The 14345-nt window shown below is 72.8% G+C and carries 17 protein-coding genes; 10 read left to right on the forward strand and 7 right to left on the reverse strand.

Annotation, left to right across the window (positions count from 1 at the left end; genetic code table 11):
• Positions 1-112: 112 nt before the first annotated feature.
• The gene (locus tag ACTWLT_RS04805) at positions 113-409 is read right to left on the reverse strand and encodes a DUF4193 domain-containing protein (RefSeq protein ID WP_007075406.1); all 297 of its coding nucleotides are present in this window, start codon (positions 407-409) and stop codon (positions 113-115) included.
• Between the two features lie 435 nt (positions 410-844).
• Here ACTWLT_RS04805 and ACTWLT_RS04810 point away from each other — a divergent pair, with 435 nt between their 5' ends.
• Positions 845-1363, forward strand: a complete 519-nt coding sequence (locus tag ACTWLT_RS04810) for a LytR C-terminal domain-containing protein (protein ID WP_445317404.1) — start codon at positions 845-847, stop codon at positions 1361-1363.
• A gap of 35 nt (positions 1364-1398) precedes the next feature.
• Here ACTWLT_RS04810 and ACTWLT_RS04815 read toward each other — a convergent pair whose 3' ends face one another.
• Positions 1399-2220 carry an inositol monophosphatase family protein gene (locus ACTWLT_RS04815; protein ID WP_445317292.1) on the reverse strand — a complete coding sequence of 274 codons (822 nt, stop codon included), beginning with the start codon at positions 2218-2220 and terminating at the stop codon, positions 1399-1401.
• A gap of 291 nt (positions 2221-2511) precedes the next feature.
• Here ACTWLT_RS04815 and ACTWLT_RS04820 point away from each other — a divergent pair, with 291 nt between their 5' ends.
• Both ACTWLT_RS04820 and ACTWLT_RS04825 read left to right on the forward strand, forming a co-directional pair.
• Entirely contained in the window at positions 2512-4116 is a 1605-nt protein-coding gene (locus ACTWLT_RS04820; RefSeq protein ID WP_445317293.1) for an RNA polymerase sigma factor, read from the forward strand.
• A 245-nt stretch (positions 4117-4361) separates the two neighbouring features.
• Positions 4362-4595 (forward strand): DUF7455 domain-containing protein, encoded by a 234-nt coding sequence (locus tag ACTWLT_RS04825; protein WP_074474066.1) that lies wholly within the window; start codon positions 4362-4364, stop codon positions 4593-4595.
• 347 nt (positions 4596-4942) lie between these two features.
• Here ACTWLT_RS04825 and ACTWLT_RS04830 read toward each other — a convergent pair whose 3' ends face one another.
• The 3 genes from ACTWLT_RS04830 to ACTWLT_RS04840 form a co-directional block, all read right to left on the reverse strand.
• On the reverse strand, positions 4943-6676 hold the full coding sequence (locus ACTWLT_RS04830; RefSeq protein WP_252416551.1) for a DEAD/DEAH box helicase: 1734 nt from the start codon (positions 6674-6676) through the stop codon (positions 4943-4945).
• Positions 6677-6865: 189 nt separating this feature from the next.
• Positions 6866-7528, reverse strand: a complete 663-nt coding sequence (locus tag ACTWLT_RS04835; RefSeq protein WP_252416552.1) for a trimeric intracellular cation channel family protein — start codon at positions 7526-7528, stop codon at positions 6866-6868.
• Positions 7529-7568: 40 nt separating this feature from the next.
• Positions 7569-7787, reverse strand: coding sequence for a DUF3039 domain-containing protein (locus ACTWLT_RS04840; protein WP_088946800.1), 219 nt, complete (start codon positions 7785-7787; stop codon positions 7569-7571).
• Positions 7788-7876: 89 nt separating this feature from the next.
• On the opposite strand from ACTWLT_RS04840, the gene ACTWLT_RS04845 reads away from it, so the two are divergent.
• Positions 7877-8812 (forward strand): pseudouridine-5'-phosphate glycosidase, encoded by a 936-nt coding sequence (locus ACTWLT_RS04845; protein ID WP_445317294.1) that lies wholly within the window; start codon positions 7877-7879, stop codon positions 8810-8812.
• On the forward strand, positions 8809-9708 hold the full coding sequence (locus ACTWLT_RS04850) for a carbohydrate kinase family protein (protein WP_445317295.1): 900 nt from the start codon (positions 8809-8811) through the stop codon (positions 9706-9708). Before ACTWLT_RS04845 ends, ACTWLT_RS04850 begins: the two co-directional genes overlap by 4 nt.
• A gap of 27 nt (positions 9709-9735) precedes the next feature.
• Here ACTWLT_RS04850 and ACTWLT_RS04855 read toward each other — a convergent pair whose 3' ends face one another.
• A complete protein-coding gene (locus ACTWLT_RS04855; RefSeq protein WP_252416555.1) occupies positions 9736-10095 on the reverse strand; it encodes a DUF3099 domain-containing protein in 360 nt (119 codons plus the stop codon).
• A gap of 104 nt (positions 10096-10199) precedes the next feature.
• Between ACTWLT_RS04855 and ACTWLT_RS04860 the strand changes: the two genes are divergently transcribed.
• Together ACTWLT_RS04860 and ACTWLT_RS04865 are read left to right on the forward strand one after the other, a co-directional pair.
• A complete protein-coding gene (locus ACTWLT_RS04860) occupies positions 10200-10487 on the forward strand; it encodes a hypothetical protein (RefSeq protein WP_074318059.1) in 288 nt (95 codons plus the stop codon).
• 13 nt (positions 10488-10500) lie between these two features.
• Positions 10501-10812 carry a YlcI/YnfO family protein gene (locus tag ACTWLT_RS04865; protein WP_252416780.1) on the forward strand — a complete coding sequence of 104 codons (312 nt, stop codon included), beginning with the start codon at positions 10501-10503 and terminating at the stop codon, positions 10810-10812.
• A gap of 12 nt (positions 10813-10824) precedes the next feature.
• On the opposite strand, the gene ACTWLT_RS04870 is transcribed toward ACTWLT_RS04865, so the two are convergent.
• On the reverse strand, positions 10825-11406 hold the full coding sequence (locus ACTWLT_RS04870) for an HhH-GPD-type base excision DNA repair protein (RefSeq protein ID WP_252416556.1): 582 nt from the start codon (positions 11404-11406) through the stop codon (positions 10825-10827).
• A gap of 104 nt (positions 11407-11510) precedes the next feature.
• Between ACTWLT_RS04870 and ACTWLT_RS04875 the strand changes: the two genes are divergently transcribed.
• From ACTWLT_RS04875 to ACTWLT_RS04885, 3 genes are all read left to right on the forward strand, one after another.
• Entirely contained in the window at positions 11511-12995 is a 1485-nt protein-coding gene (locus tag ACTWLT_RS04875) for a DUF7782 domain-containing protein (protein ID WP_445317296.1), read from the forward strand.
• Positions 12995-13417 (forward strand): D-aminoacyl-tRNA deacylase, encoded by a 423-nt coding sequence (gene dtd / locus ACTWLT_RS04880; protein WP_445317297.1) that lies wholly within the window; start codon positions 12995-12997, stop codon positions 13415-13417. The genes ACTWLT_RS04875 and dtd overlap by 1 nt, the downstream gene beginning before the upstream one ends.
• 77 nt (positions 13418-13494) lie before the next feature.
• The gene (locus ACTWLT_RS04885) at positions 13495-14325 is read left to right on the forward strand and encodes an FkbM family methyltransferase (protein ID WP_445317298.1); all 831 of its coding nucleotides are present in this window, start codon (positions 13495-13497) and stop codon (positions 14323-14325) included.
• Positions 14326-14345 lie beyond the last annotated feature (20 nt).

Here is a 14345-nt window from a genome sequence, read left to right on the forward strand (position 1 = left end):
CCGCTACGAGTCAAGCAGGTACCCAGCGGTGCCGCACGGCTACACCGGCTGCCGCACGGCTACACCGGCAGCGGCGGCCCCGTTCAGGAGGCCGCCGCTGGTGTCGTGAGTGTCAGACGCACTCGCGGCAGATCAACTCGCCGTTACGCTCGACGGCCAGCTGGCTGCGGTGGTGTACCAGGAAGCAGCGGGCACACCGGAACTCGTCCTGCTGCATCGGTAGAACCTTGACCGTGAGCTCCTCGTCGGCCAGATCGGCACCGGGCAGCTCGAAGCTCTCGGCTACCTCGGCCTCGTCGACGTCCACCGCGCCGGACTGTGAGTCGACGCGCCGGGCCTTGAGCTCTTCCAGGCTGTCCTCGCCGAGGTCGACCTCGTCGCGACGCGGGGCGTCGTAGTCGGTGGCCATCGGTTTCACTCTCCCATATCGATGTTGTCGCTTCCGGTTGTAACGCCGGACGACGCTGTTTCGGTTCCGCTGGCCGGCCACCAGTTGTGTCGGGCACCCGACCCGGGGACCGAACGGGTCGGGGACCGCTGGGGCGACTCCCCTGCGAGCGCGGAACCTTACCCCCCCTTTGGGCGAGGCATGTATACCGCCCTTGCGGCTGAGATGTACGCCCCCGCACGCGAAGTTGTTCCCAATGTGATTCAGGCGACACGAAGATAGGGGTAGTAGTACCCGGTTCGCGGTCGGCGCGCCGGCATGTCGGACTGTTTCCACGCGACGGCCGGACAACCGTTAACCTCAGCGGCGTATTCGACGGCCCTCGGTCAGTGCGATCGTTGGCGGCCGCCGCCACCCACCTGAGGTCCCGGGAGCGCCCAGATGAGTTTTGCGCGAGTGCGAGCACTCGTCGTCGTCGGTCTGCTCGGGGTGCTGGCCCTGGCCTTCGTGGTCACGGCGATCGTCCGCGACAGTCAGGGCAACGCGGGCACGGCCCAGGGTTGCCCGGACGGCTGGCCACTGGCCGACCTCGCCCTGCGCGAAACCAAGGACGTCAAGATCAACGTGTTCAACGCCACGGACGAGCCGGGCCGGGCCGGCGCCGTCGCGGACGACTTCCGCAACCGCAAGTTCCAGGTGCAGAAGGTCGGCAACGCGCCCAAGGGGATCGACGACGTGGCCGTGCTGCGGTACGGCCCCAAGGGCGTCGGCTCGGCCCACCTGCTGCAGGCGTACTTCCTCAACAACGCCGAGCCGGACTACGACGAGAAGCGCACCGACGACACCGTGGACGTGGTGCTGGGCAACAGCTTCCAGCAGCTCGCCACCACCACCGAGGTCAACCAGTCCCTCGGCGACCTGGGCGCCCCGGAGGCGCCCAAGGGCTCCTGCCCGTCTCCCCCCGCCGACAAGTGACCCCGTAGCCGGGCCGATCACCGCACGGGGTGCGGTCAGGGCCCGCCGGTGGCGTCGAGGGCGGCCAGCCGGTCGTGCAGCGGCGTGAAGAGCGCCGGCGGGGCCGCGATCACCAGGTCCGGGCCGGGCGCGCCACCGTCCAGGCCGGCGACCCGCACGCCCGCCTCGGCGGCCACCAGGCCGCCGGCCGCGAGGTCCCAGGCGGCCAGACCCTTCTCGAAGTACGCGTCGAGCCGCCCCTCCGCGACCAGGCAGAGATCCAGCGCGGCGGCACCGAGCCGGCGGATGTCCCGCACGTGCGCGATCAGCCCTGCCACCACCCGTGCCTGGTGCGCCCGGCGGCCGGCGTCGTAGCCGAAGCCGGTGCCCACCAGCGCCTGCCCCAGGTCGGCCTCACCGGAACAGCGCAACCGGACGCCGTCGCGCCAGGCGCCCCCGCCGGCCGTGGCGGTCCACTCCTCGCCGGTGCTCACGTTGCGCACCACGCCGGCGACCACCACCCCGTCCACCTCGGCGGCGAGCGACACCGCGCTGTACGGCAGCCCGTAGAGGTAGTTGACCGTGCCGTCGATCGGGTCGATGATCCATCGCACGCCGCCCGGCCCCACCGGCCCGGTGTCCCCCGTGCCGTACTCCTCCCCGAGCACGGCGTCGCCCGGCCGCAACCGGTGCAACGCGTCGAGCACCTGCCGCTCGACCGCCCGGTCCGCCGCGGTGACGACGTCGGTTACCGTGCTCTTGGTCGCCGCGACCGAGACACCCTCGACCCGCATCCGGTACGCGGTGGCCGCGGCGTCCCGCGCCACGTCCAGCGCGATCGCCAACAGTTCGTGCGGTGACGGCACCGAACGGTCCATCCCAGGTCCCCTTCCCGCACGACCGGGGCTTTCCGGCTCACGCGCGAGTATCATCCTTACAAAGTCCACATCTGCGCCGATTTGGCGGTCCCCAACCGTCGTTACGCCGTGCGGCGCAGGATGATCGCCGCAGACGGCGTTACAATTCACCCCTGCGCCCACGCGCCCCGGACCGCCGACCACCGGCCGGCCCGGGACACGGGGGTCCCTCAACCACATCGCCCGGCCTGTTGCCCCACGCTGCGCCGGACGACCCGGCCGTACCCGCTCTTCGCCTCCGGAAGGTCATTCGTGACAGAACCCCGCCAGACCGGCGCCGACGTTCGCTCGCTCACCGACACCCTGATCGCCCACGCGCAGAGCGCCGGTGGTCAGCTCACGTCGGCCCAGCTCGCGCGCACCGTCGAGTCCGCCGAGGTGACTCCGGCCCAGGCCAAGAAGATTCTGCGGGCGCTCTCCGAGGCGGGAGTGACCGTGGTGGTGGACGGCTCGGCGAGCACCCGCCGCCGCGTCGCCGCGGCCCGCTCGACCACGCCGGCGTCCCGGGCCACCACCGCAAAGACCACCAAGAAGGCCGCCGCGCCGGCGCCGAAGCAGGCGCCCGCCTCCGACGAGGCGCCGTCGACGCCCGCTCCGCGGAAGGTGGCCGCGGCCAAGGCCGCCGGCAGCACCGCCGCGGCGGCGACGCCCGCGAAGGCGACCCGGTCGACCCGGGCCACCAAGGCGACGGTCGCCGCGGCTGCCGGCGCCAAGCCGGTCAAGGCCGGCGGCAAGGCCAAGGGCGAGGGCGCCGAGGGTGAGATCGACCCGGAGGAGCTCGCCGCCACGATCGAGGACGTGGTTGTCGAGGAGCCGGCCGAGCTGGCCCAGGCCGCCGAGACCGACGCCGCCGCCTCGGCCACCGACAACGACTTCGAGTGGGACGACGAGGAGTCCGAGGCGCTCAAGCAGGCCCGGCGCGACGCCGAGCTGACCGCCTCCGCCGACTCGGTCCGGGCATACCTGAAGCAGATCGGCAAGGTCCCGCTGCTCAACGCCGAGCAGGAGGTGGAGCTGGCCAAGCGGATCGAGGCCGGGCTCTACGCCGCCGAGCGGCTGCGCGCGGCCGACGAGGGCGAGGAGAAGCTCACCCGGGAGATGGTCCGCGACCTGGGCTGGATCTCCCGCGACGGCGAACGCGCCAAGAACCACCTGCTGGAGGCCAACCTCCGCCTGGTGGTGTCGCTGGCCAAGCGGTACACGGGACGCGGCATGGCCTTCCTGGACCTGATCCAGGAGGGCAACCTCGGCCTGATCCGCGCGGTGGAGAAGTTCGACTACACCAAGGGCTACAAGTTCTCCACGTACGCCACCTGGTGGATCCGGCAGGCGATCACCCGCGCGATGGCCGACCAGGCCCGCACCATCCGCATCCCGGTGCACATGGTCGAGGTCATCAACAAGCTCGGTCGCATACAGCGCGAGCTGCTCCAGGACCTGGGCCGTGAGCCCACGCCGGAGGAGCTGGCCAAGGAGATGGACATCACACCCGAGAAGGTGCTGGAGATCCAGCAGTACGCCCGGGAGCCCATCTCACTGGACCAGACCATCGGCGACGAGGGCGACAGCCAGCTCGGTGACTTCATCGAGGATTCCGAGGCCGTGGTCGCGGTCGACGCCGTTTCGTTCTCGCTCCTGCAGGACCAGCTCCAGCAGGTGCTGCAGACGCTCTCCGAGCGTGAGGCGGGTGTGGTACGCCTGCGCTTCGGCCTGACCGACGGCCAGCCCAGGACGCTCGACGAGATCGGTCAGGTCTACGGGGTGACCCGGGAGCGGATCCGGCAGATCGAGTCCAAGACGATGTCCAAGCTGCGACACCCGTCCCGGTCGCAGGTCCTCCGGGATTACCTGGACTGAGCGGGTTTCGTCAACCGAACGTGTCGTTTTGACCACCTGGTGTGCAACGCCAGATGGTGATCGTCCGGATGCACGAATGTGATCGTTGACGTGGCACCCTGGGTGCACGGCACACTGTCCCTGCCATGTGTGACCTCGGTCCCCCGCGGGCACACAGGGAAGGCAGCGCCTGGCAAGGGTGTTGCACGATAGGTGAGCAACGACCGAAGAGATTGTTCATCGGTGACGACCAGAGGAGGAAGGCGATGACCCCGACCCTCACGCCGCCGCCCGAGACGGTGGCGCCCCCAGCCGCCGATGAACGGTGCGACCGCTGCAATGCTGCCGGCAAGCTCCGGATCACTCTGGCGGGTGGGAGCGAGTTGGTGTTCTGTGGGCACCACGCGAACAAGTACGCGGAGGATCTCGTGAAGATCACCGTCCGGTTCGCGACGGACCCCGAGTTCAGCTGGCGTGGCGCCGATCTGATGGCGAACTAAATCCGCAACCCGACATAGCCGACCGGAGACACCAGACGGTGTCTCCGGTCGGCTTTTCTCTGTGCCCCGCGCCCGCGCCCCGCGCCCCGCGCCCCGCGCCCCGCGCCCCGCGCCCCGCGCCCGGCGCCCGGCGCCCGGCGCCAAGATCGTGCTCGATCCTGGTTGTAGTGGTGTCCGCACACGGGGCAGGCCACTACAACCAGGATGTTGCACGACCTTGGCGAGCTGATCCCGGCGGGCGCGGGAGATCCACACAACTTCCGGGGAAGTGCTGCCTCGACGCGCCGGGAGGCAGCAGCTTCCCCGAAGCTGCGCGGATCGTGCGCTGCGGGGTGGTGCCGGTGGGGTCAGAGGGTCTGCACGGTGGCGATGCGTTCTTCGAGTTGCTCGATGGTGGCCTGGGCGCTCGGCGGACCGCCGCAGAGCCGACGCAACTCGGCGTGGATCTTGCCGTGCGGCTGGCCGGTGCGGTGGTGCCGGGCGGCCACCAGAGCGTTCAGCTGGCGCCGTAGCGCCACCCGGCGCTGGGCGGCGCTCATGGGTGCCGGCGGCGCGGCGGCGGGCGCAGCGGCCGGCTGAGCGGCCCCCTCGGCGGTACGACGGCGTTGGGCGGCGAGTTGTGCGGCCTGCCGCTTGGTCAGCAGCAGGGAGACCTGGTCGGCGGTGAGGAGGCCGGGCAGGCCGAGGTACTCCTCCTCCTCGGGCGTGCCGGCCTGGGCCGCGGTGCCGAACGACGCCCCGTCGAAGATCACCTGGTCCAGCTCGGCGGTGGCCGAGAGCGCGGCGAACCGCTTCTCCAGCTCCCCACTGGCCTGGTCGTCGCGCTGCGCCCGTTCCAGCAGGTCGTCGTCGAAACCGTCGGATTCCTTCGGCTTGCCGAGCACGTGGTCCCGCTCGGTCTCCATCTCGCTGGCCAGCCCGAGCAGGTGCGGCACGCTGGGCAGGAAGACCGACGCGGTCTCCCCCGGCCGGCGTGCCCGGACGAACCGGCCGATCGCCTGGGCGAAATAGAGCGGGGTGCTGGCACTGGTGGCGTAGACGCCGACGGCGAGCCGCGGGATGTCCACCCCCTCGGAGACCATCCGCACCGCCACCAGCCAGCGCTGCTGGGACGCCGCGAACGTCGCGATCCGGGCGGACGCGCCCAGGTCGTCGGAGAGCACCACGGTGGCCTTCTCGCCGGTCACCTGCTCGATGAGCTTCGCGTACGAGCGGGCGGACTGCTGGTCGGTGGCGATGATCAGCCCACCGGCGTCGGCCATCCCGGCGTTGCGCAGCACGGTGAGCCGGGCGTCGGCGGCCCGCAGCACCTGCGGCATCCAGTCCCCGGCCGGGTCCAGCGCGGTACGCCACGCCTGCGCCACCAGGTCCTGGGTCATCGGCTCGCCGAGCCGGGCCGCCAGCTCCTCGCCCGCGTTGGTCCGCCAGCGGGTCTCCCCGGAGTAGGCCAGGAAGAGCACCGGCCGGACCACCCCGTCGCGCAGCGCGTCGGAGTAGCCGTACACGGAGTCGGCGCGGGAGCGCAGCAGCCCGTCACCGCCCCGCTCGTAGCTGACGAACGGGATCGGGTTGTCGTCGGAGCGGAACGGCGTCCCGGTGAGCATCAGCCGGCGTACGGCGGGCTCGAAGGCGGCCTTCACGCCGTCGCCCCAGGTGCGGGAGTCGCCGGCGTGGTGGATCTCGTCGAGGATGACCAGGGTGCGCCGGGTCATGGTGCGCCGCCGGTGCACCTGCGGGGCCATACCCACCTGGGCATAGGTGATCACGGCGCCGTGGAAGTCCGCCGCGGAGTGCACGTCGGCGTTGCGGAACGCGGCGTCGAGTTGGATGCCCACCCGTGCGGCGGCCTCGGCCCACTGGTTCTTCAGGTGCTCGGTCGGCGCGACCACGGTGACCGCCTCCACCGTGCCGTCGCCGAGCAGCTCGGCGGCGATCCGCAGGGCGAAGGTGGTCTTGCCGGCGCCGGGCGTGGCGACCGCGGTGAAGTCCTCGGTGCGCCGGCGCAGGTACTCCACCAGGGCTTTGCGCTGCCAGGCGCGTAGTGCCGGGAACGTCTCGAGCACCGGCGTCCGGGCTGCCACGCGAAGCTCCTCTCCGACCGCACGATGGCGGACCCCGGGCGAGGGCCACGTGTGCCGCCGCCCATGAAAACGCCTCCGCGCAGAAGCTGCCGCGAAGGCCGACTCAGCATAACCAGCGCGAGCGCCGCGGCCCAGGCGACGCCACGCTGGTCACATCCGCCACCCCCGCCCGTCGGAGGGCCGAGCGCCTCACCACTCCCGGTCGGTACGCGGATCCGCCGCGTCGGAACGCGGCGGCCGCAGGGCCGCCACCGGGGCGGACCAGCGCCGGCGCAGCGCGACCAGACGCAGCCCGAAGACCAGCACCGCGGCGGCGGTGAGCGGCACCGGCCCGGTCTGCCCGGTCACGTACAGGAGCACCACCGCGACCGAGCCGACGAGCGCGGCCACCGCGTAGATCTCCCGGCGCAGCACGACCGGAATCTCGGCGGTGAGGAGATCCCGGCCGAGGCCGCCGCCGATCGCGGTGAGCATGCCGATCAGGCAGGCACCGACCGCCGGCACCCGGGCGTCGAGCGCCTTGAGCGTGCCGGTCACGGTGAACAGCCCGAGGCCCGCCGCGTCCAGCACCAGCACGGTGGTGCGCAGCCGGGCCAGCTGCGGATGCAGCCAGAAGACAGCGAGGGCGGTGATCGCGGCGGTGGCCGCGTACCGCCAGTCGGCGAAGGCCAGCGGTGGCACCTCGTCGATGACCAGGTCCCGGAAGATCCCGCCACCGAGGGCGGCCACGAAGCCGACGAACGCGACCCCGAACAGGTCGAGTCGTTTGGCCACCGCCGCCGACGCCCCGGAGGCGGCGAACACCGCCACCCCGGTCAGGTCGGCGAGGAGCAGGGCGGTGGAGGTGGTCACCGCCGCAGGCTACGTCGCCGGCCGGGACGCCGGCCGATGTTCACTCGCGGTACGAGTCGTAGATCTCCTTGCACTTGGGGCAGACCGGAGAACCCGGCTTGGCCGCCTTGGTGACCGGGAAGGTCTCCCCGCAGAGCGCCACGACGTAGGTGCCCATGACGGCACTCTCGGCGATCTTCTCCTTGCGGACGTAATGGAACATCTCGGGACCGGTGTCGGCGTCCTTCAGCTCCGGACGCTCGAGAACCTCTGTGCTCACGTCTGCACCTCCAACCGTCAAGTTTGGCAGGTCATCACGGCCGGGTCCACTTGAGGCCGGCCGGAGCGGGACCCCGTACCGTGCCCCCCGTGACTGACTTTCGCATCAGCTACGGCACCGAGGTGGCCGACGCCCTGCACGACGGCCGGCCCGTCGTCGCCCTGGAGAGCACCATCGTCTCGCACGGCCTGCCCCGGCCGGAGAACCTGCGCGTGGCCCGGGAGATCGAGCAGGCGGTCCGGGACGCCGGGGCGGTGCCCGCGACGATCGGCATGATCGGTGGCGAGCTGGTCGTCGGCCTCAACGACGCCCAGCTGACCCGGCTGGCCACCGTCGACGGTGTGAGCAAGCTCTCCGTCCGCGACCTGGCCGTCGCGGCGGCGACCGGCGCGGACGGCGCCACCACCGTGGCGGCGACCAGCGCGGTGGCCGCCGCGGCGGGGATCGGGGTGTTCGCCACCGGCGGTCTGGGCGGGGTGCACCGGGAGGCCGCGCACACCTTCGACGAGTCGGCGGACCTGATCACCCTGGCCCGGACCCCGATCGCGGTGGTCTGCGCCGGGGTCAAGTCGATCCTCGACGTGGGTGCGACCCTGGAGCGGCTGGAGACCCTGGGGGTCGCCGTGGTGGGTTACCGCACCCGCCGGTTCCCCGGCTTCTACCTCACCGACGGCGGCTTCGACCTGGACTGGTCGGTGGACTCCCCGGAGCAGATCGCCGCCGTGCTCGCCGCCCGTGACGGACAGGCCGTGCACGCCGGCGGCCTGATCGTCGCCAACCCGCTGCCGGTCGACGAGCAGCTCGACCCGGAGTTGCACGACCGGACCCTCACCGAGGGCCTGGCCCGGCTGGAGCGGGACGGGGTGACCGGCAAGGCCGTGACCCCGTACCTGCTGTCGCACTTCCACTCGGCCACCGAGGGCGCGAGCCTGGCGGTGAACGTCCGGATCATCCTGCGCAACGCCGACCTGGCCGCGCGGATCGCGGTGGCCTCGGCCGCCCGCACCACCGCCGTCCCGGCATGACCCGACCGGCCCGGGTGGTCGTCGTCGGCGACGTGATCACCGATGTGGTCGCCGTGCTGTCCGGGCCGCTCGCGGCCGGCTCGGACACGACGGCCGGGATCAGCCTCGGTGGCGGCGGGCAGGCGGCCAACACCGCCGCCTGGGTCGCCGCCCAGGGGGTGGACGTCACGCTCGTCGCCGCGGTCGGCGACGACGACGCGGGGCGCGACCGGATCGGCGAGTTGGAGGGGGCCGGCGTCGACTGCGCGGTCGACCGGATCGAGGGCGTCCCGACCGGCACGGTGATCGTGCTGGCCACCGACGGCGAGCGCACCATGGTCAGCCAGCGGGGCGCGAACCTGCGGCTCAGCGCCGAGCACGTCGAGCGGGCCCTCGCGGCCGTGCCCGACGCGGGGCATCTGCACCTGTCCGCGTACACCCTGTTGGACGCCGGGTCGCGCGGCGCCGGGCTGCGGGCGCTGGCCGTGGCGCGCGAGCGCGGGCTCACCACCAGCGTCGACGCGGCCTCCGCGGCGCCGCTGCGGCGGGTCGGCGCGGCAGCCTTCCTGGGTTGGGTACGCGACGTCGACCTCCTGCTGCTCAACGCGGACGAGGCGACGGCGCTGGCCGGCGGCCTGGACCCGGCGGCGCAGGCGCGTGCGCTGTCGGCGACCGCCCGGCGGGTGGTGGTCAAGCGCGGGGCGGCCGGCGCGGTCTGGGTGGACCGCACGGCCGCGCTCAGCGTGGCCCCGGCCCGGCGGGTGGCGGTGGTGGACGTCACCGGGGCGGGCGACGCCTTCGCGGCCGGTCTGCTCACCGCCTGGCTGGCGGGTGCCACCCCGACGGCGGCGTTGAACCGGGCGACGGATCTGGGCGCGCTGGCCGTCTCCACGGTCGGCGCCCGACCACGATCGTGACTTGTCGGACCCTGGCCCGTACGCGGGTCAGGGTTCGACGTCGATGACCTTGTGGGGACGTTCCTCGGCGGTGAGGCTCATCGGCGGGGTGTCGTCCTTCTGGCGCGGGTGGAACCGGTTGGCCAGCCGGTGCTCGTCCTTCGGCGGCCGGTCGTTGGCGAGCAGCACGGCGAGCCACGGGATGAGCACCATGCCGAGGGCGCACAGGGGCAGCCAGAGCCAGAGCAGGGGTGCGTTCACGCCGACCAGGATCGCGCCGGCGACGATGCAGGCCACCCGGATGCCCATCATCAGGACGTAGCGCCGCTGACGGCTGGTGAGCTGGTCACTCTGGCTGCGCGAGGCGTCGGTGATCAGAATCGGCTGGTACGCCTGACGCTTCACCATGAACCTCCTCGAGGGGATTACGACTCATCCTGTCACCGCGAGGCCGTGATCAGCGAACTTCGAGTCATCCCGTAGCGTGTTACGTGCGTGGTACGCTCCGGAATGTGGGCAGCAGGTTCAGCTTCACCGACGAGGCGTTGGCCAACCTGAGGGTCTACGACGTCACGCCCGGGGAAGTCTGGGAGGCGCTGCACAGCGCCCGACGGGTGATCCGCCACCTGGGCGACGACGTGATGGTGGTCTACGCCGCCGCCCGGCGGGGCCGCCGACTGGCGGTGCTGCTCGCCGAGGCCGACGGCACCGACAACGACTGGGACATCCTCTCCGCCCGTGAGCTGAGCGACGTGGAGTCCAAGCGCTACGACGAGGCCGTGCGGAGATCTCGCCGATGAGGAGGCCGTGACGATGCACCGTAACGACGCGACCAAGCAGTTCCACAGCGGCGACGACCGGATCGCCGAGCTGATCGACGAGAGCCCGGCGGTGGATCTGCCCACCCCCGACACCGACGTGCCGATGGTGAGCCGATCGATCCGGCTGCCGCTGGAGACGTACGACCGGGTCCGGGCCGCCGCCGACGCCAGGGGCATCGGGGTCACCACGCTGATGCGGCAGTGGATCGAGGCCGGCCTCGCCGACCTGGACGACTCGGCCACCGTGTCGCTCGCCGACGTCCGGCGCGCGCTGGCCTCGCTGGCCCACCCCACGGCCGCCTGAGCGACCACCGGGTCAGGCGCCGGCGGTCTTCGCCTTCGCGGCCGCCTTCATCTGCTGCTTGTAGTCCCGCACCCGGCGCAGCGAGTCGGCGTCGGTGACGTCGGCCACCGACCGGTACGCGCCCGGGTCGCCGTAGCCGCCGGCCGCCTCCCGCCAGTCCTGCGGGGTCACCCCGAACCGCTTGCCGAGCAGTGCCACGAAGATCTGCGCCTTCTGCCTGCCGAAGCCGGGCAGCTCGGCGACCCGGCGGAACAGCTCCGGGCCGTCGGCGACGTCCGACCACAGCCGGGCGGCGTCGCCGTCGTAGCGGTCCACCAGGACCTGGCACACCTCCTGAACCCGGGCCGCCATCGCCTTCGGGAACCGGTGCAGCGCGGGCGGGGTGGCGAAGAGCGCGACCAGGGCCTCCGGGTCGTACGCGGCCAGCTCCGCCGCGTCCAGTTCGTGGCCGAGCCGCTGCTCCAGCACGTACGGCGAGGAGAACGCCTTCTCCATCGGCACCTGTTGGTCGAGGACCATGCCGACGAGTCGGGCCAGCGGGCTGCGCTCCAGCAACCGGTTGGCCTCGGGGTCGATGGGCAGCACGAGCGTCATGGCACCATCCTGCCCCGGCCGCCGACCGTGGTGAACACCGACGCTCCGGGTCCGATCCGGCGGGTGGCGCGGACCGGGGGCGCGGCGGAGGGCAGGATGGCGGCGTGGACGAACACGACATGCTGCTCTCCCCCGCCGGCGTCGACGCGCTGCGCACCGCGCTGACCCGGGCCGGGTTCACCAGCAACGGCATCGCCGGCCGGCTCGGCTCCCAGGCCACCGGGGCGGTCGCGCGCAACGACTACCGGGCCGCGCTGCGGGCCACCGAGGACCGGGACCCGCTGGGCACCCTGATCCGGGTGTTCATCTGCGACCAGACCGAGTCGGAGGCGACGGTGGCCGCCGCGCTGGCGCCGCTGAGCGTCGCGGAGGCGGTGGCCGGCGGACTGGTCGAGCGGCACGGCGACGGCCTGCGCGCCGGTGTCGACCTGGAGCCGTACGGCGACGACTGGTGGGTGCTCGCGGACGTGCCGGCCAGCGCCCGGCCGGGCCGCCCCCTGCACGCCGAGCACGTGCTCGGCATCGGCGGCGCCACCCAGACCCTGATCGGCGCGACGGTCCGCCGGCCGGTCGACACCGCGCTGGACCTGGGCACCGGCTCCGGCATCCAGGCCCTGCACCTGTCCACCCACGCCCGCTCGGTGACCGCCACGGACCTCTCGGAGCGGGCCCTGCGCTTCGCCGCGACCACCGCCGCCCTCAACGGGCAGGACTGGGAGCTGCTACGCGGCGACATGGTCGCGCCGGTGGCCGGCCGGCGCTTCGACCTGGTGGTGAGCAACCCGCCGTTCGTGGTCGGCCCGGGCACCACCACGCACGTCTACCGGGACTCCGGTCGGGTGGGTGACGCGATCGGCGCCGAGCTGGCCGCCGCCGCGCCGGGCCTGCTGACCGAGGGCGGCACCATGCAGTACCTGGCGAACTGGGTGCACGTCGCCGGCGAGGAGTGGGACGAGCGGGTGGCCGGCTGGTTCGCCGGGACCGGCCTGGACGCCTGGGTGATCCAGCGCGAGGTCGCCGACCCGATGGCGTACGTCAACCTGTGGCTCACCGACGTCGGCGAGAGCGCCGACCCGCAGCGCATGGCCGCCTGGCTGGACTGGTTCGACGCGCACAAGGTGGAGGCGATCGGCTTCGGCATCGTGTCGCTGCGCCGCGGTGGGCACGCCGACCCGGTGGTCCGCGTGGAGGACCTGCGCCAGCGGGTGCAGCCGCCGCTGGGCGACCAGGTCGCCGGCTGGTTCGACCGCCAGGACTTCCTCCGGGTACGCGACACCGAGGCGCTGCTCGCCGAGCGCTACCGGGCCGCCGACGGCCTCCAGCTGCGGCAGGAGGCCACCATGGGCGACGAGGGCTGGGCGGTGGACCGGCAGGTCCTCGCGATGCCGCACGGGCTGCGCTGGACCGAGGAGGTCGACCCGCTGGTGCTGGCGCTGGTCGGCGGCGCCGATGGCCGGCTACCGCTGCGCGACCAGCTCTCGCTGCTGGCCGCGGCGCACGACGTCGAACCCGCCGAGCTGGCCGAGGCGGCCGGCCCCATCGTGGCGCACCTCGTGGAGCGGGGCATCATCGAGCCGGTGACCGCCTGATGCGCGCGGTCGTGCAGACGGTCGGCCGGGCCAGCGTGACGGTGGACGGGGAGGTGGTCGGCGAGATCGCCGACGGCCTGCTGGTGCTGCTCGGGGTGACCCACACCGACACCGCCGAGACCGCCGCGACGATGGCCCGCAAGGTGCACGAGCTGCGGATTCTCGACGACGAGCGCAGCGCGGCCGACGTCGGTGCCCCGGTCCTCGTGGTCAGCCAGTTCACCCTCTACGGCGACGCCCGCAGGGGCCGCCGCCCGAGCTGGACGGCGGCCGCCCCGGCAGAGGCGGCCGAGCCGCTGGTCACGGCGGTCGTCGAGGCGTTGCGCGAGCGCGGCGCCAAGGTGGAGACCGGCCGCTTCCGGGCCCACATGCTCGTCGAGAGCCTCAACATCGGCCCCCGCACGATCCTGCTCGACCTGTGACCGACCGACCTCGCCAACGTCCGGTCGATCATGAAGTTATCTTCCCCTAGGAGGCCGGGTATCCAGGTGCCCGGCAAATGGACGCGAATCGCCCTCGCGATGTTCCGGACGCGACTACGGTCAGACCAGTGGTCGATGACCTCAGCGCGGTGGAGGCACTCAAGGCGGACCCGACCCTGTCCGGGTTGCGCCGCTCCCTGGAGGCGTACTACGGCGACCCGGCCCGCGAGGCGGCGATGGACGCGTTCTACGCGCCCCTGGTCCGCCCAGGGGACCTGGTCTTCGACGTCGGCGCGCACGTGGGCGACCGCCTCGGCAGCTTCCGGCGGCTGGGCGCCCGCGTGGTGGCCGTCGAGCCGCAACCGCTCTGCACCCGGGCCCTGCGCGCGCTCTACGCGGACGACGACCGGGTGACCGTGGTGGAGGCGGCGTGCGGGGCGTGTACCGGGCCGGTGCGGCTGCACGTCAACTCGGCGAACCCGACGATCTCCACCGCGTCGGCGGGTTTCCTGCGGGCCGCCGAGGGGGCCGGCGGCTGGGAGGACGAGACCTGGGACGTCGAGATCGAGGTGGCCGGAACCACACTCGACGCCCTGGTCGCGGCGTACGGCGTGCCGGGCTTCGTGAAGATCGACGTGGAGGGGTTCGAGGACGCCGTGCTGGCCGGGTTGAGCCGCCCCCTGCCCGCGCTGTCCTTCGAGTTCACCACCATCGAACGGGACCTGGCCGCGCACTGCCTGGACCGGCTCACCCGGCTGGGCTTCACGACGTTCACCGTGGCGCTCGGCGACGAGATGGCGTTCGCCCTCGATGGCTGGCGGCCGGCGGGCGAGGTGGCGGCGTACCTGCGTGCGCTGCCCCACGAGGCCAACTCGGGCGACGTCTACGCCCGCGCCCGGCCCGCCTGAGCACCGGAGGCCGGGCGGAG

The organism is Micromonospora yongxingensis (assembly GCF_052601155.1).

Bases quoted from the DNA above. Each gene is read 5' to 3' on its own strand.
- ACTWLT_RS04825 (WP_074474066.1), top strand. From the start codon at position 4,362: ATGACCCCGACCCTCACGCCGCCGCCCGAGACGGTGGCGCCCCCAGCC.
- ACTWLT_RS04850 (WP_445317295.1), top strand. From the start codon at position 8,809: ATGACCCGACCGGCCCGGGTGGTCGTCGTCGGCGACGTGATCACCGAT.
- ACTWLT_RS04805 (WP_007075406.1), bottom strand. From the start codon at position 409: ATGGCCACCGACTACGACGCCCCGCGTCGCGACGAGGTCGACCTCGGC.
- ACTWLT_RS04815 (WP_445317292.1), bottom strand. From the start codon at position 2,220: ATGGACCGTTCGGTGCCGTCACCGCACGAACTGTTGGCGATCGCGCTG.
- ACTWLT_RS04870 (WP_252416556.1), bottom strand. From the start codon at position 11,406: ATGACGCTCGTGCTGCCCATCGACCCCGAGGCCAACCGGTTGCTGGAG.
- ACTWLT_RS04885 (WP_445317298.1), top strand. From the start codon at position 13,495: ATGGACGCGAATCGCCCTCGCGATGTTCCGGACGCGACTACGGTCAGA.
- dtd (WP_445317297.1), top strand. From the start codon at position 12,995: ATGCGCGCGGTCGTGCAGACGGTCGGCCGGGCCAGCGTGACGGTGGAC.
- ACTWLT_RS04865 (WP_252416780.1), top strand. From the start codon at position 10,501: ATGCACCGTAACGACGCGACCAAGCAGTTCCACAGCGGCGACGACCGG.
- ACTWLT_RS04855 (WP_252416555.1), bottom strand. From the start codon at position 10,095: ATGGTGAAGCGTCAGGCGTACCAGCCGATTCTGATCACCGACGCCTCG.